Here is a 20348-nt window from a genome sequence, read left to right on the forward strand (position 1 = left end):
GAGAGAATGGATACTCAGCGGGACCGAAACAGACTCTATGTCTGTAGTATGGGACTGGCTTTTGACCGGTTTTTTTGTTGCTTGAGATTCGAGAGGCTTCATCCGAAAATTCACTGTCTTTGCTGTATTCTATGAAATTTCTTCTGGGGAAAAAACTCGGCATGACGACTATCCATGATCCGGAAAAGGGTGCGCGGAATGTCACGCTTATTGAATGTGACACTAATACCGTAACTTTGGCGCGCAGTATTAAACGTGATGGATATGTGGCGCTTCAGGTGGAGATGCTGAAGACACGACGTAAGAATGCCCAGCGAGAGTTTCGTCTTGATAAGAAGCTTTCTGAGACGGAATCATCTGCTTTGGTGGAGTCATTTCCGATTGGTGCCGTGTTGCCGATGGATATCTTTACAGTCGGAGAACGTGTTTCTGTTTCTGGTATCACAAAAGCAAAAGGCTTTCAGGGTGTTGTGAAGCGGCATGGATTCAAAGGTGCACCAAAAACACACGGACATAAACACGATCTTCGTGCACATGGATCGATTGGAGCAACATTCCCACAGCATGTTATCAAGGGAATGCGTATGGCAGGGCGTATGGGAGGAGTTCGATCGACAACGAAGAATCTCTCAGTCTCCTATGTAGACCCAGAGAAACGGCTGATAGGACTCCGTGGAGCAGTTCCTGGCAGTCGGGGGAGTGTCATTGAAATACGGTCGGCTAAGTAACTAACATGAATCGGATTTGAACGGAAAATGAACTGATGCAGCATGTGAATCTTATGACAACACTTCCAGTCTACAATCTTGAAGGGAAAGAGGTGAGCTCGATTGAGCTCGATGAACGCGTGTTTGCGCTTCCTAAAAATGATGCACTTCTTCACGAAGTCTATGTCTCTTTGTCGGCGAATGAGCGAGGGGTGTATGCGCATACCAAGGGGCGTGGCGAGCGGAAGGGTTCAGGGAAGAAGCCGTGGAAGCAGAAACATACGGGTCGCGCACGCGCAGGAAGCGTTCGAAGTCCTCTGTGGAGGAAGGGTGGCGTTGTTTTTGGACCGAAGAAAGATCGAAATTTTTCAAAGAAGATAAATCGTAAGGTTCGTCAGAAAGCAATAAAGATTGCATTGAGCGAGAAGGTTCGTAGCGGCACTCTCCGTATCGTTGATTCGTTCCTGCTTTCTGAATGGAAGACAAAGCGCGTTGCTGCGGCTCTATCGGCACTTTCCGTGTCAGGAAAGAGCGCGGTAATTGCATTTTCTCAGGGAGAGGTGGGCATTGATCGGGCAAGTCACAATATTTCAAAAGTTTCATCGTTCCCAATTCATACGCTGAATACGAAAGAGCTCTTGGACCATCAGTTTCTTCTTTTGAGCACGACTGCTATTGCTGATCTTGAGAAGCGCTGTATTGAAACAGTTTCATAACGAATATGACCACGGACAAGAACAAAAAATCCATGCCGAGTGCCCTTGCTTCCAAAGTGTTGCTCCGTCCTCGTATGACTGAAAAGGCGCATTTTGCGATTTCTTTGGGGAAATATGTTTTCCAAGTGACGCCATCGGCGACGAAGCAGTCGGTAAAGCAGTCTGTTGAGAATATTTATGGTGTTTCGGTGACAGCGGTGAATATTGTGAGTACGCCAAGGAAGCGCCGGGTATTCGGTCGATCTGTTGGCTGGAAATCTGCCATTAAGAAAGCAGTTGTGACCCTCAAAAAGGGAGAAAGTATCGATTTATTCAAAGGGGTATAGCAGTGTCGGACTACTGAAACTATTCGTATGGCCATTCATGTTTACAGAAAAAATACGGCAGGACGACGGAATATGTCCATGGTGAAGCCCGAGAACGTAAGTCGCGGGACAGTTCGTCCCGAGAAGTCTCTGACGACTTCGCTTACAAAGAAGTCGGGGCGTTCACACGGAAAGATTTCGGTTCGTCACAAGGGAGGCGGACACAAGCGACGCTATCGATTGGTTGATTTTGCCCAGGTAGCACAGCAGGGTGTCTCAGCAACGGTTGTTTCGATTGAGAAAGATCCGAATCGCTCTGCTCTTATCGCGCTTCTTCACTACGAGAATGGTGCCAAAGCGTATATTTTGGCAGCAGCTGGTGTTGTCATTGGGCAGAAATTGCTTGCTGGACCGGAGGCTCCGGTTGCAGTAGGAAACAGTCTTCCACTCAAAAATATTCCTGCCAGTACTACGATTTCAAATATCGAGCTTTTCCCTGGAAAAGGCGGGCAAATGGTGCGTAGTGCCGGATCAAGCGCTTCTCTTATGTCGATAGATAGTGGTATGGCACGGATTCGACTTTCTTCTGGGGAAATACGTTTGGTGAATGCTGAATGTTATGCTACCGTGGGCGGAGTGAGCAATTTTGAGCATAGTGCTGAGAAAATTGGAAAGGCCGGGAGGAATCGCTGGAAGGGAAAGCGTCCGGCTGTTCGAGGCTCGGCGATGAATCCGGTTGACCATCCACATGGTGGAGGTGAGGGTCGCCAGGGTATTGGTCTCAAGCATCCGAAGACGCCATGGGGTAAGCCAGCACTTGGTAAGAAGACTCGTCGAAAGCGGAGGCTGAGTGATCAGTATATCGTGAAGCGTCGAGCAAAGAAGCGATAAGCGTATACAGAATTTTTCATTGAAGCTGATAATTTAGAGTGTTTTCTATGTCTCGAAGTCTCAAAAAAGGTCCCTACATCGATGAACGAGTTCTCCAGAAGGTGAGAAATCGGAAGCCTGGCGATACGAGTCCTATAAAGACCTGGTCGCGAGCATGTGTCATTACTCCTGAAATGATTGGTGTGACCTTTGGTGTTCACAATGGGAAGGAATTTCCACAGGTGTATGTGACGGAAGATATGGTGGGTCATCGTTTGGGGGAATTCTCATTGACTCGAAAATTCACACGCCACGGCGGAAAGATGCAAAAAGAAATAGAGACTGCTTCCAAGCAAAAGGATGCTGGTGCGGCAGCAGGAGCTTCATCTGGTGGAAAGAAGAAATAATGTTATGAACATAGAGGCACATCTCAACAATTTGCGTATTTCCCCTCGGAAAGTTCTCATGGTAGCCAAGATGCTCAAGGGTCTTCCGGCGCAAGAGGCAATCGTTCAGCTTGATCGCGAACTTCGACGTGCGGCACTTCCGCTTGAAAAGTTGATCACGAGCGCTATTGCCAATGCCGAGCATAATTTTCAGGCAATTCCCGAGAATTTGATTGTGTCAAAAGTGACCGTCGGGGAGGGGCGAAAGCTAAAGCGGTGGATGCCTCGCGCGCAGGGGCGTGCGACACCGATTTGGAAGCGGATGTCTCGAGTGCATATCGTGCTTAGAGAGGTGGACCCGGAGTTGCGAGCTGCTACTTCTAAAGGGAAGACGCCTCATGCAAAGAGAGATATGTCTGAACCAGCGCAGGAGAAAGCATCAAAGACCAAATCTTTTTCCGATTCACATCGTTCTGGAAATATAAAGAAAACGTCTGGCACGCGATCATCCCGGTCTATCTTTCACCGAAAAGCTGTCTAGTTTCTGTTTTGAAGCCTCTTACATTATGGGACATAAAGCAAATCCAATCGGCATGAGAATCGGCATTACGACTTCATGGAAGTCGCGATGGTTCGGTGGCAAGCTGTATCAAAGGCACCTTCGTGAGGATATCCTCATTCGAGAGTTTGTCATGAAGGAATGGAAGGCTGCAGGGATTTCCAGTGTCGAAATTGAACGCTCGTCTGGAACGATTCGACTTATCATTCGAACAGCTCGTCCGGGTGTCTTAATTGGTCGCGGAGGGACAGGTATTGAGGATGTCACTCGGACACTCAAGCACCGATTCTTTCCCGGTCGTCGTATTGACTTGAAGCTCGACGTGCAGGAGGTGAAACATTTTGAGGAAAGTGCAGTGCTTGTTGCTGGACAGGTAGCGGAACAGCTTGAGAGACGCTTGCCGTTTCGCCGTGTTCTCAAGGGAACACTTGATCAGGTGGAGAAGAGTCACGCGATTCGCGGAGTAAAGATTGAAATATCCGGACGATTGGGTGGCGCGGAAATGTCACGAAGAGAATGGCTTTCTCGAGGGACGCTCCCACTGCATACGCTTCGAGCTGACATTGACTTTGCTTCAGCGACAGCTCGGACGACCTATGGAGCGATTGGCGTGAAGGTATGGTTGTATCGAGGAGAGAAATTCAGTAGCGATTAGTATTGAACATGAGAATCGTATGTTGATGCCGAAAAAAGTCAAACACCGGAAGATTCATCGCGGCGGAAAGGTCGAGGGAATTTCGTATGTTGGCAATCAGGTAAGCTTCGGAACCTATGGGTTGAAGTCGACGGAAGCGGGGCTTATATCTGCTCGCCAGATTGAGTCTGCACGCCGCGCGATGACACGCTATATTCAGCGTGGCGGCAAGGTGTGGATCCGGATTTTCCCTGACAAGCCGATGACGAAGAAGGGTGATGAGACGCCTATGGGAAAGGGAAAAGGAGCGGTAGACCATTTTGTTGCCAAAGTACTTGCTGGACGAGTCCTCTTTGAAATAGATGGCGTGTCTCGTGAAGTAGCTGAAAAGGCGATGAAGCTTGCTGCCTATAAGCTCTCTGTAAAAACGAAATTTGTTGTCTCTGAATAAGTGGGGGTTGATTTTTTTGGGAAAGAAAGGTATACTCAGAACTTCCTACGAACTATTATGAATATCGCTGAAATACGGGAAAAAAGCCGAAAAGATATCGAGGAGGCACTCTTGGAAAGTCGGGAGGCACTTCGAGTTGTTCGATTTGGGATAGCTGAGCGTGAAGTGAAGAATCATCAGGAACACCGACGACTCCGTCGGGAAATTGCGCGAATGCTGACCGTGCTCAGCGAACGGATATAATTTTCTTGTGCTTGTTGGTATGACGAAGAAATCCCTACAATCTGAAATCTCTCAATCGGCGAAAGCACCAGTATTTCGAGGTACGGTCGTGAGTGATCGAATGGAGAAAACTATCGTTGTCTCTGTAGAGACGCTCAAGACGCACCCGAAATATCGGAAGAAGTACCGATCAACGAGACGATATCAGGTACATGATCCGGAGAAAAAGCATGTGGTTGGAGATACGGTGGAGTTTCGCGAGTGTCCGCCAGTTAGTCGGCACAAGCGGCACGAAGTGATTGTCTCGGAGAAGTAATTAAATTTTGAAATCTTGACAGGCGAGTAAGAATAATCAGACCTATGATTCAGGCGGAAACACAACTGAAAGTGGCGGACAATAGCGGAGCGATTGTGATCGAATGCTTCAAAGTGCTTGGAGGGAGCAAGCGTCGATATGCAGCGCTTGGCGATATCATCGTTGCGTCAGTAAAGTCGTCTCAGCCGAGAGGTATGGTGAAGAAGGGTGATAAGGTAAAAGCGGTTATTGTTCGCCAAAAAGACACCTATCGTCGTGCTGACAATTCCTGTATTCGGTTTGATGAAAATGCCGCTGTGATTCTCGAAGGAACAGAGCCAAAAGGATCGCGAGTTTTTGGGCCAATTGCTCGAGAAGTGCGTGACCGTGGCTTTGCGAAAATTGTTTCTCTTGCTCCGGAAGTTTTGTAAGGCATCTATATCCCCTGAACAACCCCTATGAAATTCAAGAAAGGAGATGAAGTCGAGATTATTACTGGAAAGGACAAAGGAAAACGAGGTCCTGTGTCTCGTACGGTGCCAACTCTTGGACAGATTGTAGTTGAGGGGGTAAATGTGCGAAAGAAACACATCAAGTCTCGAAAAGAAGGTCAGAAAGGTGAGCGAGTTGAAATATCATCGCCATTCTCAATATCCAAGGCGATGCTCGTGTGTCCTCATACGGGGAAACTGACGAGAATTGGGTATCAAATGGAGAGCGGCGAGAAGATTCGCATCAGCAAGCGAGCAAATAAGCCGATTGCCTAATATATCAAGAAAGAACCGTTGAACCGTTTCCTCTACCTCTATGGAACATGTCGATGTCACCATCCCACTCAAAGAAATCTATCGGACCCGCGCGGTTCCGGCACTGCTTGCTGCCTCTGGGAAATCCAATCCTATGGCGGTTGCGCGTGTTCAGAAAGTGGTTGTCAATGCCGGCATCGGGAAGTTTCTCAAGGAGGAACAGCGGGTTGAAGAAATTGTTCGCTCGATAACGGATATCACCGGACAAAAGCCGGTCTTGACCCAAGCGAAGAAGGCGATTGCTGGATTTAAGATTCGTGAAGGACTAGCGGTCGGCGTGAAAGTGACACTGCGAGGGGATCGTATGTGGGACTTCTTGGATCGTCTTATCAAGACGGCTTTTCCACGAGTTCGGGACTTTCAGGGCATATCATCTTCAGTTGTAGACAGCAATGGACATCTCAATGTCGGAATTCGTGAGCATGCGGTATTTCCTGAGATTATCCCCGAGAAAGTGCAGACTTCGTTTGGGCTTCAGGTGACGGTTGTCACGACAGCAAAGACAAGAGATGTGGGTCTTACGCTCGCGAAGTCCCTCGGATTCCCGCTCCGCGACACCAATTAAAAGAATATATTGTATGGCGAAGACATCGACCGTAGCGAGAGCTCGGAAACAACCAAAATTCTCTACTCGAATTGTTCGCCGATGCTGGCGTTGCGGACGGAAGCACGGCTATCTTCGAAAGTTTGATTTGTGTCGAATTTGTTTCCGTGAGCTAGCGAGTAAAGGGGAAATTCCGGGTGTTCGAAAATCTTCATGGTAATTCTATGGATACTATTGCAAACATGTTAACGAGAATCCGGAACGCTCAGCGAGCGGGACACGCTTCCGTCACACTTCCCTCATCCAAAGTGAAGTTGGCAATTGCATCCATACTCGAGCGGAAGGGATTTGTGGAAAAAGCGACTGAGGAAGACCTTGGAAAGGGGTCTGCCAAAAGTCTTCATATTGTACTTCGGTATCGTCGTGTTTCTCCGACGGAGCTCGACCCAGCTATTCGCGAGATTCGTCGCGTGAGTCGCGGAGGACAGAGAATGTATGTGAAACACGAGGATATCCGGAAGGTAAAGAATGGTTTCGGTCTCGCCATTGTATCAACTTCCAAGGGAGTGATGACGGGGACAGAAGCGTATCACTCCGGACTCGGGGGAGAGTATCTCTGTCAGGTGTGGTAGAGGTTTGGGCAGTTTTCTCCTTGGGGCTGTACGAAAGCTCGGAAGTCCTGTAGGATTTTATCTAGCAATGAAGCATATGAGCAGAATTGGAAAACAACCCATTGCCATTCCAGCGGGTGTCGAGGCGACGCTTTCTGGAAATGTGGTGACAGCCAAAGGTCCCAAGGGAGTCCTTTCTTTGACGCACCACTACGATGTGATTGTGAAAATCGAAGGTTCTGAGGTTTTGATTGAGAAGCGGGTGAATTCAAAGATGGCGCCGGCCCTCTGGGGAACCACCGCTCGATTGATTCACAATATGATTGTCGGTGTGACTGCGGGGTTCTCAAAGCGCCTTGAACTGAACGGTGTCGGGTATCGCATGGTATTGCAGGGGCAGAAATTGGTATTTGCACTTGGTTTCTCGCATCCAGTTGAAGTTGCTCTTCCCGAAGGAATTGCAGCGAAAATAGAGAACAATGTATTGGATATCTCTGGTATAGATAAGCAGGCTGTGGGGCAGTTTACTGCAGAAATAAAGAAACTGAAGCCCGTTGAGCCTTACAAGGGAAAGGGATTTAGATATGTCGGAGAGACAGTATTGAAGAAGGAAGGCAAGAAATCAGCCGCTTAATGACGAATGGATATGAAAGGATCACTGACAAAAAAAAGTGGGCGAACGCTCCGAAAAAATCGGGTTCGTGCACGCATATCCGGGAGTGTGGAGCGTCCTCGTCTTTCGGTATTTCGAAGCCTTCGAGGAATTTCCGTGCAAGCGATTGATGATGTGAATGGGAAAACACTTTTCTCTGCGTATCTTCGTGAAATCAAAAATGGGAAGGCGTCGAATACCATTGCCGGTGCGCATGAAGTGGGAAAGTTGATAGCCAAGAAATGTCTCGCTGGGAATATTCAGAGCGCTCTCTTTGATCGAAGTAGCTATCGGTATCACGGTCGTGTGAAAGCGGTCGCGGAGGGAGCTCGAGAGGGTGGTTTGGTATTTTAGCGGTAAACCATGTAACTTTGGGTGAACGAATCTATGTCCAAGCAGAACAGAAAACCGAAACGTCGAGAGAAACCGGAGTATGATCAGAAACTTCTGAACCTTGCTCGCGTGACGCGCGTGGTAAAAGGCGGACGGCGATTTCGTTTTCGTGCGACGCTGGTTATTGGGAATCGGAAAGGCAAGGTCGGCGTTGGCGTTGCAAAGGGTTCGGATGTCTCAGATTCTATACAGAAGGCATTTAACGATGCGAAACGGAATATGATATCGGTGATGCTGGACGGTTCGACTATACCACATGATGTCCGCGAGAAATTGGGGAGCTCGATAGTTCTTCTAAAGCCGGGTATTGCTGGGCAGGGTATTATTGCTGGTGGCGCTGTCCGAGCAGTTATGGATTTAGCGGGTATCAAAGATATCGTTTCCAAGTCACTTGGAGCATCAAATCCTCTCAATGTTGCTCGTACGACGGTTCGTGCGCTCTCGCGATTCCGAACAAAGCCGAGTATGAGACACGATGAGAACGTATCGGAAACTGAACAAGTGGTAGCTGCCACAGATACTCCTGTTGCAGAAGTGACGACTCAGGTATAACACGACGAACGAATACTATGCAGATTCATGAAATTTCTTCAGGAAATCGGTTGCGACGAAAGCGCGTAGGGCGCGGCGGGAAGCGCGGCACATACTCTGGTCGCGGAAACAAGGGACAGAAGGCTCGCTCGGGCGCACACGTGAACCCGCTTTTTGAAGGTGGACACACATCGATTGTCGATCGTCTCAAGAAAGTGCGAGGATTTAAGTCGCCACATGCGAAGAAGTCATTTGTGAAGCTCTCAGACATTGTCCGGGTATTTACATCCGAAGAGACCGTGTCAGCGGAAACATTGGTAGCAAAGAATCTCGCTCCGACAGAAATCTTGAAGAGCGGTGTGAAGATTATCGGCTTGGGAACTGTTCCAAAGAATCTTTCTTTTGATTCAGCTCTTTCGTTTTCGGAAAGCGTCCGCGCCGGTATCGAGAAGTCCGGCGGGAAAATGGTATCGATGAAGAAATCTGTTTCAGCGGACAACGCAGAAGAGGAGAGTCGATAACAACCGGAACACAAAAGTTATGTATGCAGCACTCATTCGTATTTTTTCCGAGAAGGAAATACGAAACAAAATCCTATTTATTTTTGGAGCGCTGGTAGTGTATCGGATAGCGGCAGTTGTGCCGTTGCCCGGTGTTGATGTTTTGCAGCTCCAGCGGTTTTTTGATCAAAATCAGTTTCTTGGACTTTTGAATGTCTTTGCTGGTGGAGGGATTTCGAGTGTTTCTATCGTGCTCTTGGGAGTGGCGCCGTATATTACGGCGTCTATTATTATGCAGCTTTTGACGACGGTCGTACCTCGTCTTGAGCGGATTTACAAGGAGGAGGGCGAAGCTGGGCGACAGAAATTCAACATGGTGACGCGATGGCTGACGATCCCGCTCGCCGTTATTCAGACCTTTAGCATGATATCGTTGCTTCGGTCGCAGGGTGTTTTGGGACAAATCACTGCCTTCGATACGACCGCGATGGTGATTATTGCGACAGCTGGTACGATTCTGCTTATGTGGCTTGGCGAGCTGATTACCGAAAAGGGACTTGGGAATGGTGTCTCGATTATGATTTTTGCGGGCATCATGGCGGGCATCCCGGGAGTGCTCGCGCGTTTTCTCGATACGTTCGGGCAGAGTCCTGATGATTTTTTCAATAATATCGTCTTTGCAATAGTGGCGCTCCTCATGGTGGCGGGCATTGTGTTTGTCAATGAGGCACAGCGTACCATTCCGATTTCCTATGCCAAGCGTATTCGGGGGGGCATTGCCGCGGCGGGCACATCGACACATCTTCCGTTGCGCGTCAATCAAGCAGGGGTAATCCCGATAATTTTCGCGGTTTCACTCATTATTTTGCCAAATGTCGTCGCTGGGTATCTCATGAAAACAGCGACGAATCCGACTGTGGCGAGTCTGGCGTCGAAGGCTTATTTCCTCTTTCAGAATCAGTGGTTCTACGGGATATTCTATTTCTCACTTGTCGTTGTCTTCACCTATTTCTATACCGCGGTTATTTTTGATCCGACGAAAATTGCCGAGAATCTGCAGAAACAGGGTGGCTATGTGCCGGGTATACGCCCAGGGACGCCAACCGTGGAATATTTGGCAAAAGTTTTGGGGCATGTGACGCTGGTTGGAGCGGTGTTCTTGGGGACGGTCGCTGTGCTTCCGGTTGTGGTACGCGGTTTGACTGGTGTACAGTCGCTCACAATTGGTGGTATCAGTATTCTTATTGTTGTATCTGTGGTACTTGAGATGGTCAAGCATGTGCAGAGCCAGCTTGCTATGCGAAGCTATGAGGGATTTTGAGATTCTTTTCTTTTTACTTTTTACATGAACACATTATTTACGGCTATTTTGCTAGGACCTCCGGGAAGTGGGAAGAGCACGCAGGCAGATTTTTTGGTGCGAGAGATGGAGGCGGTGCATGTTGATATCGGTCTCGCACTTCGGAAGACCGCTGAAATGAACACGCCTCTTGGCGCGCGAGTTGCAGATATTATGAATCGCCGAAAGGAGCTTGTTCCGGATGATATTGTCGAAGAAGTACTCTCGGGTGCACTTGCCTCGGTGCCTCCGAATCGATTGGTGATTGTTGATGGTGCTCCTCGTTGTGAAACACAGATTGAAATTATCGATGCTATACTCAAGACATTCGAACGACGAGTGAATCTTGCTGTGTATGTTGCTCTCTCGGAAGAAGAATCGGTGCGGCGGATTTCTCGCAGATGGATGTGTTCGCAGTGCAATCAGTCGTTTGTGTCGGGAGTAGATTTCTCGGAAGGAAACGCTCTCTGTCCTTCATGTGCTCTGCCACTTTCACGGAGAAAGGATGATACAGAAGAGGGTGTGCGAAAACGATTCCAGGTATTTTCCTCGAATACGCTTCCAGTTGTAGAACACTACCGCAAGGAGGGCACGCTGCTTGAGGTTGATGGCACGCAAGATCCCATTACAATTTTTGGTGATATACGAAAACGTATCATGTCAAACCTTTAGTTCGCTCTTTTGTGACACAATGAAATTGAAAGACAGAACGGTTTTTTTCAGAGTATTCTCATAAGAAAATTTTGGAAAGCTACGCCTTTCGGAAGCATGTCGCCTAAAGATGTATACGTGCTATGCAACTCAAAAACAACGAGCAAATGGACGCACTTCGAGAAAGCGGCAGGCGTCTCGAGAAAGTAATGCAGGCAGTCGCAGCAGCGATTCGCCCGGGCGTTTCTACGGCGGAATTGGATGAAATTGCCGAACAAAAAATCCATCAACTCGAAAGCGCACCAGTTTTCAAAGGGTACGGCGAGGAATATGGGAAACCGTTTCCAGCGACAATTTGTACCTCAATCAATGATGAAGTGGTGCATGGCATTCCTCGGAAAAACCGCCTTGTTCAGGATGGCGATTTGGTAAAAATAGACATGGGACTGCGCTTTAATGGGATGGTGTCCGATATGGCGCGGACATTTGCCGTCGGCGAAGTTTCCGATGAGGCGGTACGCCTCGTGCGTGTCACCGAAGAGAGCCTGTTGCGAGGAATTAGCGCCGTGCGAATTGGCGGGCGACTGTCTGATTATGCCAAGGCGGTACAAAAGCATGTTGAGGAGAATGGCTTTTCGGTCGTGCGCGATTTGGTAGGGCATGGCGTTGGTTTTGATCTCCATGAACCTCCGCAGATTCCAAATTATTATTTCGTTGGCATGAAGGATGCAATCTTCCGCGTTGGCATGGCGGTCGCTTTCGAGCCAATGGTAAATGTCGGCGGATACGAAGTGTGTCTCGGCAAAGACGGCTGGGTCTTCGCAACCGAAGATGGCAGTCTTAGTGCTCATTTCGAGGACACGGTTATTATTACTGACCAAGGCATCGAAGTCGTAACAAGAAGTGGGAAATAATCTCTCACCTAGCAATATGTTCTTTTCGGCATTGTGACAAACCGTCTCTGCGGAGACGGTTTTTTGTAAGAAGTTTGGAGATTGGATATGGAGATGGAGTTGCTTGCGAAGATGACTCTGTAATGATCGGTAATTATAAACATTGATTTCACAATGGTACAGATATTGACAAAAATATAATTACAGTATATTTTCAAGTATACTTCTCTTGAACCCTCATGAACCAGAAATCCCTCATTCTCTCTATTTTGATGGTTTTGCTCGTCGCTCTTTTCGGCGGGTGGCTTGTGTTTCGTGGTCAGAAGGGTGTTTGGAATGCTCCGAAAGGGCCATCTGTAGCCTCGGAACAGCCGGTGCAAACGGTGGAGAAACCGCAAGATGTTCAGGTTTCTGATGCCGACTTTGCCAAGTACAACAAGGTGCTTTCACGCGACAAGATTACGGGTGTCCAAGACCTCGAAGGACCGTACAAGAAGGTGACGGTGAGTAACGGAGAGTTGACCTTTTCTTTCGAGGTCCCCGATAAGTGGCTTGTCGAGACGCGGAATTCAGGGGAAGTGACAATGAATGAGGGGGAGTTGCGGGAGTTTTTGGGAACGAATTATGACGGGGATATCCGATCAGAAGAGGTTTGCACCAACGAAGATGTTTATGATGCAAACGGAAAAATGACGATTGAGAAGTTTTGTGGGAAACCGTACTCCGACTATTCTGGTATGGATTGGAATACGCTTAAAAGCATCTCGTATAAGGATATGCAGAAACGATATCTTGATGCGAAAAGTGAATTTTCTCCTGGATTTCCAAATGCAACTGTAACACCCGACAATAAAATTTGGTACACAGATACCGGATGGGATCAGGTGCATTTTTACATTCTCGATAAAGTTTTGGATTCTCAGTATAAGTATATTAGGGGCATTACTTCTTTCTGTTATGACACGGAGTGTCTTCAAAAAGACTACCTTGAATATAGAGAGAATATCGAAAAGAGGGCGAAAAGAGACGAAAACAGGAATGTTATCATAGACAAGGGAGAAATGCATGGGTTTGCGGAAACGATTGATCTTGGCAATAACAAGGTTCTTAGGATATGGAAAGAAGCCTATGCTGAAGGCGAGTTCGAAGATGGGTTTAAACGTCTCATAGACACTCTCACGTTCGAGTAAATTAAATAGAAATCTGATTTATGGAAAGCAAATGGAAATCAATTTTATTTCGACCAGTTTTTACGATTAGACTTATATCTGACTACTCTCTTGTGTCAGCTTTTCTTCGAGGATTTTTGCTGAACTCGATCATTGTTGTACCTGCGAACATGTATGCGAACTTTTTCAATGTTCATGATGAGGTTGGTGATGCTACAATAATAGCTGTTTTGTATTTTGGATGTTCTCTGGTGTTTTTATGGGGCACCATTTACGGATTTTTTTCTGATAAAAGATTGTATGTCATTGGTCGTTTTTCATTCATAAGCCATGCTCTCCCTATACTATGGTCGTCTTGTTTGCTTTTTGTTTTTGTGGTTGTTGCGTCTTTTTCTTTTGATGATATATGGACATTTCTTCCAAATTCGATTTTGATTGGGATTACCTCAAGCATTATTGTTTTTTTGATCCCGTTTTTTTCTGGTTATATTTTTTCTCGTATTGTTCGATTTTTTCTTGGGATATCTTTCATGAGAAGCAAAAATGTTTGATAGTGTTTTGTAAGAAGGCATTCGATTTTCCACACAAATTTTCATGAAAATTTGTGTGGAGCACCGAAGTATTCTGCTCCAAGTGCACATTGACAATCTGAATTTTAGTTGGAGGAAAAGTGATGAATGTCAAGTTTGTGGTTTTGCTATTTGTATGTTTTTTCTGTCTTTGGATGGAACACGCTGTTGGTTCTGAAAGGAGTTCGTCTTTGGCGGAAAGTGTTTGGTATGGCGAAAGGCCGCTTGTATACGGGACGATCAAGACTGCGATATCTGTGCCTAATGGTCCAGCGGCTTGCGGTGACCCCAATGACACAAATGACAGAATCATGTTCTTCGATGTATCGATTTTTCGAAGAATAACCGGAAGTTCGTTTGATCCCAAAAAGATATATATCTATGGGGTGACGTTTCTTGGGGATACTGCCATTGATGTCTGGAAGTCAACAATGCCACATGGTGTGATTGAAGTATCAGCATCTCTTACGGATTGGGATAATACCGTTGCCATTTGTCTTGGCTTGAGGGCGTGGGCGTTTACTGCTGGCGGTATTGGATTTTCAGATGTTGTTCTCTGGTATGATGGTCTTGTTTCCCTTCCACCCGCCGACCCCGAATCCACCACTCCACCTCCTCCACCGTCCAACCTCCCAAGTTTGGTCTCGGCAGGAACAAGCAGTTCCGCCCCCAATCTCTCCGCAACGGTTGTGATTGAAAAGCACAACCAGCGCGAAGACACGAACCAGCAGGTTCTTTTTGTTTCTTCATCGCGTTTTCAAAAGTTTGGAAACGAGTAGAGAATCAAACCGTTTCTCCTGGTACCATGGATTCATGGAACTTGTTGACAGTGCAATGATACGCAACTTGACACTAAGCCATAAACCTGTTTCAATGCTTCTATGTCAAAAAAGACGCTCATTCTTGCCACCTTTTTCGTCCTCATTGTCACTCTCGGTGGGGTGTTTTTGGTTGCGAAGGAAAAATTTGAAAGAATGGCTTTGGAAAAAGCAGACCAAGAGGAAGTGGCAAAACAAGCGGCGATGCAACAGGTTTCTGATGCCGACTTTGCCAAGTACAACAAGGTGCTTTCACGCGACAAGATTACGGGTGTCCAAGACCTCGAAGGACCGTACAAGAAGGTGATGGTGAGTAACGGAGAGTTGACCTTTTCTTTCGAGGTTCCCGATAAGTGGCTTGTCGAGACGCGGAATTCAGGGGAAGTGACAATGAATGAGGGGGAGTTGCGAGAATTCCTTAGTACTAGTTGTTTCTATGATGAAAAAATGAAAAGTTCCTACTTTGAACAGCAAGGAATATTTTCATCATCAAAGGAGTCATCCTACACGGGATTTTTTCAAGAAAAGTTCAAGAAAATTACTTTCGAAGAGATGCTTACCTTATATAAAGATAAAAAAGACAAGTTTTCGGTTGGTTTTCCAAACGCCTCTATTTCCGACGGTTGTGTAATATACTCAGGGTTAAATGGTGGACAAATAGATTTTTATCTTCTATCAGAACAGGATTCTAAACGTTACTATGATTTCGATGTTAAGGATATGAGTATATCCTCAGATGTTTCTTCTAGAGGAACAATGAGTAATACTACGCTTGGTAGTAAGAATGCCCTATCGTTTATAGGTGATAAAACTACCGAGTATGGCTTTGCTGGCACGAGAAAGATCTTTGTGCCACTAAAAAATATAGAAAAGGTTCTTGTTATCTATCAGGAAAATGCAAACTATAGCAATATTGTGAGCAATGCATTTGAGCATCTAATAAATACTTTCTCATTTCAGTAGATTCTGTTTTCGCAAAGAATCTTTTACAAAAAGATTCTTTGCGGACAAGGAATTTGTCCGCAGTGTATTTCAAGTATGGATAGATCTTTAACAACCTGAAAATGAGGTGACTTTGATGAAGGCGAGATTCATAATCGTTTTCTTATTTGCAATGTTTGCATGGACGAATGCTCACGCGCAATATTGTCATGAGGGCATCCCTGGCGGTTGCCAGTGCGTTGCTTTTGCCTATGACAATGGCTATAGCGATTTTTTTGGTACAGGATATGCCAAAAATTGGTATGGTGCCGCCAATGGGAAAGGCTATTCCACAGGGCATGTTCCCATGGTTGGTGCTGTAATAGTGTTCGATTCGTGGGGTAAGAGTGCCGCTGGTCACGTCGCTATTATTGCGAGTATTGCGAGTAGCAGTGAAATCGCTGTGAATCATGCAAACTGGGCGCCAAACGGAGCGACGGATGACAGAATTTATAGAAGTGTTTCTGTCAAAGACCTCTCTGGAGGAAACTGGACGAGCGTTTCTGTATACGGCTCCGGATCCTATCCGGTTCTCGGTTTCATCTACTCCAAAGACGCCAACCTTGGTTTCCCTGCCACTGAATGTTCTCAAGTGAGTGCAACTCAGTATATCTGCTGGCTCACTAAGAATGGTGTTGACCGCTCTTGTGAAAATGCGACCGCATGGGGTATTGAAGATAGTGTGGCTCATATGAGCCAACCCGCAGATTGGAGTATTTGTTCGACGTCGTGCTATGACAGTCAGTCATCAGCCCTGGATTTCTTAATTTCTCCTGTCTATGCTACTGGAACGATTAGTTCCTGCGCTAAGCAAGTGATTTCAACCGATCATCTTGAGACTTCCATTCCCCCTCCCATCACCGGAGGCAAACACCCGGGCGACCTCCCCAATCTCATCGTTCACGAACTGTATCTGGTGAAAGAAGCCGATAGGGACAGCCCGCATCTTTCCCAAATCCATATCGGAGAACGAAGCTACTGCAACATCCAGGTCAAGAATACCGGAGAAGCCGGAGCTTGGGGCACCTGGGCGAATCGCTGCTACTTGTCCAAAGGAAACTATCGTGATCACGATCCCGACAACCTGGGACACGAGAGCATGACTGATTTGTCGGCGGGACAATCCCGTCGAGTCTATCAAATCATTCCCGCTTTCGAATATCCGGGAAAGTTCAATATCACTGCCTGTGCAGATACGGATGGCAATGACGGCGACAAAAAGATTGCGGAATCTGATGAAGGAGACAACTGCCATGACGAATATCGTTTTGACGTGGTAAGTGATCCGAATCTTGCGACGATGGCAATCAGTCTTACTGGCATTGTCGGAAACCCCGTAATCAATCAGCCTTTCAATATTTCTTCAACCACAACCAATCTGGGAGAAAACTTCGGACCCGACTATGTCTATATCGGCTATTTCGTAGACGGAGAACTGGTGGGACAAAACCAAATCCGTCGCGAAAACATGAAAGGAGGGATGAGCAAAGCGGAAGAAATCCCCATCCACGGAGGTATTGCAACGGCCGGTGTCCACGAAATCAAAGCGTGCGCTGACTTTACGGACGATATCGTCGAGACGAACGAATCGGACAATTGCAGGATACTTCTGGTCAATGTGACTGCGCCCGTTTCTCCGATTTTGTCGATAAACGGAGTAGTTCTCGCAAACGGCACCCGCCACGTCTTCACCGACGAGCGTCCGGACATTTCCATCAGTATCGGAAATACCGGAGGCATCTCGTCTCCCATGACTGGCGAAGTATTCATTTCATCGGCTCCTCATGGGGTAGAGAATATCTCCCTGGGGACATTCCAAGTCGGCGCAGTACCCGAAGGGGGAAATGCCACTGGGACGCTTTCGGGCGTTTCGTTTACCAAGCTCGGTCCATGGGTGTTGACGGCGTGTATCGAAGGGATGACAACCTGCACTTCAGGGGATGTCGTCACCATTGAGAGCAGCCACCCGGTAAACAAACATGTGAATCCGGCAGTCCTTATGATACTCAACAAACACAGGCGTGAGAGGAGTAGGAGATGAAAGTGAAGCTAACATTAGCGCAAATGGTTCTGCTGATTTTCTTCAGTGGACTCATTGCTTACTCGGCTCTATCGGCTGAAACGTCGTATTGCCCGGATAGCTACAGCCAGATCGAGATAAATGGGCACTCGGTTATGCGGATTTGGGGCGTATCGGGAGTTGCTTCAAATCATGCGCTCAGTGCCAATCCCGATTATGACTGGCCGACGGAAACGTCTGTCGCTCTTTGGTACGATGCTATCGTGTCGGCAAAAGCAGATGGAACCTGTGTGAAGCTGTACTATGACATCAATAGCAAAACGGACAGTGACAGCAACACGGTTCATGACCTGTGGTCGGTTTCCAGGTAGTCGCTGGAAAGTTCTTTCAATTCACAATTCAACAAAACCCATTGCCGGAAGGTGGTGGGTTTTTGATTTGGTTTTTGGCTTGAACGGGGAGGGAAAGGGGAGTAGGATAGGGAGAGTGCTGAAGCGGAGACTTGTAAATTCAAGAAAATGTAAGGAAACTATAGATGAGAAATGTTAATGTAGTGAATCGATTGCCCTCTTTCTAAGGGAAAGTAGAGCTTTCTGTATAATAAGAGTATGCCGAGAATTAAAAATCTTCCAAAACACGAGCAGCCGAGAGAAAAGCTCATTGAAAGGGGGGTAGGAAATCTTCGCGATAGTGAATTAATGGCTATCCTCCTTGGAACTGGAATTACGGGAAAGAACGTTGTAAGGGTGTCTGAAGAAATATTGGCGAGATATCCAAAGAAGAAGCTACTAGCTCTTGATTATGGGAAATTGTCGGAAGTGAAAGGTATTGGACAGGCAAAAGCCTGTCTCTTGTTGGCGGCGTTTGAGTTGACGAAACGTGCCTTGGCGGTTGAAGATAATAGTCTCCCGATAATTGATTCGGCAAGAGACGCTGTTGCTCAGCTCCAGGAGTTGCGGACGGCTAAGAAAGAGCATTTCATTGCATTGTATTTGAATGCTCGAAATCAACTCGTGCATAAAGAGCTTATCTCTATAGGAACGCTAAATGCTAGTCTCGTTCATCCAAGAGAGGTGTTTAAGCCAGCTGTAGATTGTCTTGCTGCGGGAATTATTGTCGCTCATAATCATCCATCAGGGAGTCTTGAGCCGTCATTTGAAGATATTGAGGTAACAAAGCGATTGTTCAGGGCGGGTAAAGTTCTAGATATACGAGTAATTGATCATATAATTGTGGCAACGGCGGGGTGGAAAGTTATCGCTATTGATTGACTTATGCAAAAGAAATACCAAACGAAGGAGGCAGTTATCAATGAAGCGAGGAAGATATTGAATCAATCCCTGCGGAGTTTGATGTCTAAAGATGATATTGATGCAGTTGAAAAGCGTCTTAACTCCTATGGTACAAATCGGAAGGGATTTCTTGGCGGACTCGTTGAAGAGTTTGTATTTGGTCTCAGTGTAAACAATAATTCAGAAGCTGATTTCAAGATAGCGGGAGTCGAATTAAAAACAAATCCACTTAAGAGCCATCCTACAAAGGTGTATATCTCAAAGGAGCGTCTTGTTTTCTCCCTGATTAATTACGATGAAATTGTTCAGGAGACGTGGGAAACAAGCTCTTTCCTTAAGAAGAATAGAGTTCTTCTTATACTATTCTATTTATGGATGAAGGAGCAGAGTCTTCTTGATTATAAATTCAAATTTGTTTACTTGATGAATTTACTTGAAGATATATCGGATGTTGATATCTTTCAGATACGTAAAGATTGGGAGTATATAGTTGCGAAGATAAGACGGGGAGAGGCGCATCTTCTATCTGAAGGTGATACGTATTATCTCGGAGCGTGTACGAAAGCTGCGAATAGCCAGATTGTCCGCGAACAGCCGAACAATCGAATTCCAGCTAAACCTCGAGCATTCTCTCTCAAGCAACAGTATTTAAACTATATTATCCAGAAGGAGCTTCTCGGAAAGGATATTGAGACGGATTCTATTTTTAAGAAGACGCGGCGAATTGAAAGTGTTGATGATGCTTTTAAGGAAAAATTGAGACCTTACATCGGAAAGACTGACAAGGAGATTATTCAGGAGATTGGTTGGAAGGGAGCGACGAAAGCGAAAAATTATAGAAGGATACTCGTAAATAAGATGCTCGGGGTATCTTCAAATAGGATTGAAGAGCTTGAGAAAGCGAATGTCACGCTTAGAGTGGTAACTCTTGAACACACGGGTTCTCTCAGGGAATCCATATCATTTCCAGCCTTTGATTATAATGAACTTGTCATACAGGAATGGGAGAATGAAGAGGATGGAACTATGACGGACTTTCATTTGGCACTTGAAACAAGGAGATTTCTTTTCATAGTCTTCCAGAAGATTGTGGGAAGTAGTGAAATCGTTCTTAAAAAAATTAAGTTTTGGAATTTCCCAATGAAAGATATGACTGAAGCAAAGCGTGTGTGGGAGAAAGCTGTTGAATGTGTGAGGGAAGGGCACTATGGAGATTTACCAAAAATGAGCGAGAGTGCCATTGCGCACGTAAGACCACATGGGAAGGATTTGACGGATACTCTTGAAACGCCACAAGGAACGCGTGAAGTAAAGCGATGTTTTTGGTTGAATGCAAATTATATACGAAGAGTGGTAGAGGATGACTAATCTAAGCCGTAGTTGATCAATTTTCAGTACTCTGCTACCATTGTTGTTGTGGCGTTTAACTACCTT

The 20348-nt window shown here is 46.4% G+C and carries 30 protein-coding genes; all 30 read left to right on the plus strand.

Annotated features, from left to right (window positions below; all coding sequences use genetic code 11):
- Window positions 1-131 precede the first annotated feature (131 nt).
- The 30 genes from rplC to IPJ67_01290 all read left to right on the plus strand — a co-directional run bounded on the left by rplC (window position 132) and on the right by IPJ67_01290 (window position 20282).
- Entirely contained in the window at window positions 132-728 is a 597-nt protein-coding gene (gene rplC, locus IPJ67_01145; protein ID QQR77737.1) for a 50S ribosomal protein L3, read from the plus strand.
- A 35-nt stretch (window positions 729-763) separates the two neighbouring features.
- Window positions 764-1423: a 50S ribosomal protein L4 gene (gene rplD, locus IPJ67_01150; protein ID QQR77738.1), complete on the plus strand. Its 660-nt coding sequence runs from the start codon at window positions 764-766 to the stop codon at window positions 1421-1423.
- A gap of 5 nt (window positions 1424-1428) precedes the next feature.
- A complete protein-coding gene (gene rplW / locus IPJ67_01155) occupies window positions 1429-1749 on the plus strand; it encodes a 50S ribosomal protein L23 (protein ID QQR77739.1) in 321 nt (106 codons plus the stop codon).
- Window positions 1750-1776: 27 nt separating this feature from the next.
- Window positions 1777-2619, plus strand: coding sequence for a 50S ribosomal protein L2 (gene rplB / locus IPJ67_01160; GenBank protein QQR77740.1), 843 nt, complete (start codon window positions 1777-1779; stop codon window positions 2617-2619).
- A 47-nt stretch (window positions 2620-2666) separates the two neighbouring features.
- Window positions 2667-3005: a 30S ribosomal protein S19 gene (gene rpsS / locus IPJ67_01165; protein ID QQR77741.1), complete on the plus strand. Its 339-nt coding sequence runs from the start codon at window positions 2667-2669 to the stop codon at window positions 3003-3005.
- Between the two features lie 4 nt (window positions 3006-3009).
- On the plus strand, window positions 3010-3525 hold the full coding sequence (gene rplV / locus IPJ67_01170) for a 50S ribosomal protein L22 (GenBank protein ID QQR77742.1): 516 nt from the start codon (window positions 3010-3012) through the stop codon (window positions 3523-3525).
- 25 nt (window positions 3526-3550) lie between these two features.
- Window positions 3551-4198 carry a 30S ribosomal protein S3 gene (rpsC, locus tag IPJ67_01175; GenBank protein QQR77743.1) on the plus strand — a complete coding sequence of 216 codons (648 nt, stop codon included), beginning with the start codon at window positions 3551-3553 and terminating at the stop codon, window positions 4196-4198.
- A 19-nt stretch (window positions 4199-4217) separates the two neighbouring features.
- The gene (gene rplP, locus IPJ67_01180; GenBank protein QQR77744.1) at window positions 4218-4628 is read left to right on the plus strand and encodes a 50S ribosomal protein L16; all 411 of its coding nucleotides are present in this window, start codon (window positions 4218-4220) and stop codon (window positions 4626-4628) included.
- A gap of 57 nt (window positions 4629-4685) precedes the next feature.
- Window positions 4686-4871 (plus strand): 50S ribosomal protein L29, encoded by a 186-nt coding sequence (gene rpmC / locus IPJ67_01185; protein QQR77745.1) that lies wholly within the window; start codon window positions 4686-4688, stop codon window positions 4869-4871.
- A 19-nt stretch (window positions 4872-4890) separates the two neighbouring features.
- Window positions 4891-5166 (plus strand): 30S ribosomal protein S17, encoded by a 276-nt coding sequence (gene rpsQ, locus IPJ67_01190; GenBank protein ID QQR77746.1) that lies wholly within the window; start codon window positions 4891-4893, stop codon window positions 5164-5166.
- A 44-nt stretch (window positions 5167-5210) separates the two neighbouring features.
- Window positions 5211-5576, plus strand: a complete 366-nt coding sequence (gene rplN, locus IPJ67_01195) for a 50S ribosomal protein L14 (GenBank protein QQR77747.1) — start codon at window positions 5211-5213, stop codon at window positions 5574-5576.
- Window positions 5577-5603: 27 nt separating this feature from the next.
- Complete coding sequence (gene rplX, locus IPJ67_01200) at window positions 5604-5912, plus strand: 50S ribosomal protein L24 (GenBank protein QQR77748.1); 309 nt, start codon at window positions 5604-5606, stop codon at window positions 5910-5912.
- A 40-nt stretch (window positions 5913-5952) separates the two neighbouring features.
- Window positions 5953-6516: a 50S ribosomal protein L5 gene (gene rplE, locus IPJ67_01205; protein ID QQR77749.1), complete on the plus strand. Its 564-nt coding sequence runs from the start codon at window positions 5953-5955 to the stop codon at window positions 6514-6516.
- A gap of 13 nt (window positions 6517-6529) precedes the next feature.
- A complete protein-coding gene (locus tag IPJ67_01210) occupies window positions 6530-6715 on the plus strand; it encodes a type Z 30S ribosomal protein S14 (GenBank protein QQR77750.1) in 186 nt (61 codons plus the stop codon).
- A 4-nt stretch (window positions 6716-6719) separates the two neighbouring features.
- Entirely contained in the window at window positions 6720-7127 is a 408-nt protein-coding gene (gene rpsH / locus IPJ67_01215; GenBank protein QQR77751.1) for a 30S ribosomal protein S8, read from the plus strand.
- 76 nt (window positions 7128-7203) lie between these two features.
- Window positions 7204-7740, plus strand: coding sequence for a 50S ribosomal protein L6 (gene rplF, locus IPJ67_01220; GenBank protein ID QQR77752.1), 537 nt, complete (start codon window positions 7204-7206; stop codon window positions 7738-7740).
- A 12-nt stretch (window positions 7741-7752) separates the two neighbouring features.
- Window positions 7753-8112, plus strand: a complete 360-nt coding sequence (locus IPJ67_01225; GenBank protein QQR77753.1) for a 50S ribosomal protein L18 — start codon at window positions 7753-7755, stop codon at window positions 8110-8112.
- Between the two features lie 33 nt (window positions 8113-8145).
- The gene (gene rpsE, locus IPJ67_01230; protein ID QQR77754.1) at window positions 8146-8703 is read left to right on the plus strand and encodes a 30S ribosomal protein S5; all 558 of its coding nucleotides are present in this window, start codon (window positions 8146-8148) and stop codon (window positions 8701-8703) included.
- A gap of 17 nt (window positions 8704-8720) precedes the next feature.
- Window positions 8721-9203: a 50S ribosomal protein L15 gene (rplO, locus tag IPJ67_01235; GenBank protein ID QQR77755.1), complete on the plus strand. Its 483-nt coding sequence runs from the start codon at window positions 8721-8723 to the stop codon at window positions 9201-9203.
- 19 nt (window positions 9204-9222) lie between these two features.
- Window positions 9223-10503 (plus strand): preprotein translocase subunit SecY, encoded by a 1281-nt coding sequence (secY, locus tag IPJ67_01240; protein ID QQR77756.1) that lies wholly within the window; start codon window positions 9223-9225, stop codon window positions 10501-10503.
- A 24-nt stretch (window positions 10504-10527) separates the two neighbouring features.
- Window positions 10528-11193 (plus strand): nucleoside monophosphate kinase, encoded by a 666-nt coding sequence (locus IPJ67_01245; GenBank protein QQR77757.1) that lies wholly within the window; start codon window positions 10528-10530, stop codon window positions 11191-11193.
- Between the two features lie 122 nt (window positions 11194-11315).
- Window positions 11316-12086: a type I methionyl aminopeptidase gene (gene map, locus IPJ67_01250; GenBank protein QQR77758.1), complete on the plus strand. Its 771-nt coding sequence runs from the start codon at window positions 11316-11318 to the stop codon at window positions 12084-12086.
- 218 nt (window positions 12087-12304) lie between these two features.
- The gene (locus tag IPJ67_01255) at window positions 12305-13255 is read left to right on the plus strand and encodes a hypothetical protein (protein QQR77759.1); all 951 of its coding nucleotides are present in this window, start codon (window positions 12305-12307) and stop codon (window positions 13253-13255) included.
- A gap of 20 nt (window positions 13256-13275) precedes the next feature.
- Window positions 13276-13785 carry a hypothetical protein gene (locus IPJ67_01260; protein ID QQR77760.1) on the plus strand — a complete coding sequence of 170 codons (510 nt, stop codon included), beginning with the start codon at window positions 13276-13278 and terminating at the stop codon, window positions 13783-13785.
- A gap of 329 nt (window positions 13786-14114) precedes the next feature.
- Window positions 14115-14582 carry a hypothetical protein gene (locus tag IPJ67_01265; GenBank protein QQR77761.1) on the plus strand — a complete coding sequence of 156 codons (468 nt, stop codon included), beginning with the start codon at window positions 14115-14117 and terminating at the stop codon, window positions 14580-14582.
- Window positions 14583-14750: 168 nt separating this feature from the next.
- Window positions 14751-15584, plus strand: coding sequence for a hypothetical protein (locus tag IPJ67_01270; GenBank protein QQR77762.1), 834 nt, complete (start codon window positions 14751-14753; stop codon window positions 15582-15584).
- A gap of 151 nt (window positions 15585-15735) precedes the next feature.
- Window positions 15736-17643 (plus strand): CHAP domain-containing protein, encoded by a 1908-nt coding sequence (locus IPJ67_01275; protein QQR77763.1) that lies wholly within the window; start codon window positions 15736-15738, stop codon window positions 17641-17643.
- Window positions 17644-17777: 134 nt separating this feature from the next.
- On the plus strand, window positions 17778-17993 hold the full coding sequence (locus IPJ67_01280; protein ID QQR77764.1) for a hypothetical protein: 216 nt from the start codon (window positions 17778-17780) through the stop codon (window positions 17991-17993).
- Between the two features lie 237 nt (window positions 17994-18230).
- A complete protein-coding gene (gene radC, locus IPJ67_01285) occupies window positions 18231-18893 on the plus strand; it encodes a DNA repair protein RadC (GenBank protein ID QQR77765.1) in 663 nt (220 codons plus the stop codon).
- 3 nt (window positions 18894-18896) lie between these two features.
- Window positions 18897-20282, plus strand: coding sequence for a hypothetical protein (locus IPJ67_01290; GenBank protein QQR77766.1), 1386 nt, complete (start codon window positions 18897-18899; stop codon window positions 20280-20282).
- Window positions 20283-20348: the final 66 nt, after the last annotated feature.

It is taken from the genome of Candidatus Moraniibacteriota bacterium, assembly GCA_016699385.1.
Taxonomy (GTDB): Bacteria; Patescibacteriota; Minisyncoccia; order Moranbacterales; family UBA1568.

Coding starts and splice junctions, on each gene's coding strand:
- rplD (QQR77738.1), top strand. CDS start 764: ATGCAGCATGTGAATCTTATGACAACACTTCCAGTCTACAATCTTGAA.
- rplC (QQR77737.1), top strand. CDS start 132: ATGAAATTTCTTCTGGGGAAAAAACTCGGCATGACGACTATCCATGAT.
- IPJ67_01260 (QQR77760.1), top strand. CDS start 13,276: ATGGAAAGCAAATGGAAATCAATTTTATTTCGACCAGTTTTTACGATT.
- rplP (QQR77744.1), top strand. CDS start 4,218: ATGTTGATGCCGAAAAAAGTCAAACACCGGAAGATTCATCGCGGCGGA.
- rplO (QQR77755.1), top strand. CDS start 8,721: ATGCAGATTCATGAAATTTCTTCAGGAAATCGGTTGCGACGAAAGCGC.
- rplV (QQR77742.1), top strand. CDS start 3,010: ATGAACATAGAGGCACATCTCAACAATTTGCGTATTTCCCCTCGGAAA.
- secY (QQR77756.1), top strand. CDS start 9,223: ATGTATGCAGCACTCATTCGTATTTTTTCCGAGAAGGAAATACGAAAC.
- rplF (QQR77752.1), top strand. CDS start 7,204: ATGAGCAGAATTGGAAAACAACCCATTGCCATTCCAGCGGGTGTCGAG.
- rplB (QQR77740.1), top strand. CDS start 1,777: ATGGCCATTCATGTTTACAGAAAAAATACGGCAGGACGACGGAATATG.
- IPJ67_01245 (QQR77757.1), top strand. CDS start 10,528: ATGAACACATTATTTACGGCTATTTTGCTAGGACCTCCGGGAAGTGGG.
- map (QQR77758.1), top strand. CDS start 11,316: ATGCAACTCAAAAACAACGAGCAAATGGACGCACTTCGAGAAAGCGGC.
- IPJ67_01265 (QQR77761.1), top strand. CDS start 14,115: ATGTTCTTCGATGTATCGATTTTTCGAAGAATAACCGGAAGTTCGTTT.
- rpmC (QQR77745.1), top strand. CDS start 4,686: ATGAATATCGCTGAAATACGGGAAAAAAGCCGAAAAGATATCGAGGAG.
- rplN (QQR77747.1), top strand. CDS start 5,211: ATGATTCAGGCGGAAACACAACTGAAAGTGGCGGACAATAGCGGAGCG.
- IPJ67_01210 (QQR77750.1), top strand. CDS start 6,530: ATGGCGAAGACATCGACCGTAGCGAGAGCTCGGAAACAACCAAAATTC.
- IPJ67_01255 (QQR77759.1), top strand. CDS start 12,305: ATGAACCAGAAATCCCTCATTCTCTCTATTTTGATGGTTTTGCTCGTC.
- rplX (QQR77748.1), top strand. CDS start 5,604: ATGAAATTCAAGAAAGGAGATGAAGTCGAGATTATTACTGGAAAGGAC.
- rpsS (QQR77741.1), top strand. CDS start 2,667: ATGTCTCGAAGTCTCAAAAAAGGTCCCTACATCGATGAACGAGTTCTC.
- radC (QQR77765.1), top strand. CDS start 18,231: ATGCCGAGAATTAAAAATCTTCCAAAACACGAGCAGCCGAGAGAAAAG.
- IPJ67_01280 (QQR77764.1), top strand. CDS start 17,778: ATGCGGATTTGGGGCGTATCGGGAGTTGCTTCAAATCATGCGCTCAGT.
- IPJ67_01290 (QQR77766.1), top strand. CDS start 18,897: ATGCAAAAGAAATACCAAACGAAGGAGGCAGTTATCAATGAAGCGAGG.
- rplE (QQR77749.1), top strand. CDS start 5,953: ATGGAACATGTCGATGTCACCATCCCACTCAAAGAAATCTATCGGACC.
- rpsC (QQR77743.1), top strand. CDS start 3,551: ATGGGACATAAAGCAAATCCAATCGGCATGAGAATCGGCATTACGACT.
- IPJ67_01225 (QQR77753.1), top strand. CDS start 7,753: ATGAAAGGATCACTGACAAAAAAAAGTGGGCGAACGCTCCGAAAAAAT.
- rpsH (QQR77751.1), top strand. CDS start 6,720: ATGGATACTATTGCAAACATGTTAACGAGAATCCGGAACGCTCAGCGA.
- rpsQ (QQR77746.1), top strand. CDS start 4,891: ATGACGAAGAAATCCCTACAATCTGAAATCTCTCAATCGGCGAAAGCA.
- rplW (QQR77739.1), top strand. CDS start 1,429: ATGACCACGGACAAGAACAAAAAATCCATGCCGAGTGCCCTTGCTTCC.
- IPJ67_01275 (QQR77763.1), top strand. CDS start 15,736: ATGTTTGCATGGACGAATGCTCACGCGCAATATTGTCATGAGGGCATC.
- rpsE (QQR77754.1), top strand. CDS start 8,146: ATGTCCAAGCAGAACAGAAAACCGAAACGTCGAGAGAAACCGGAGTAT.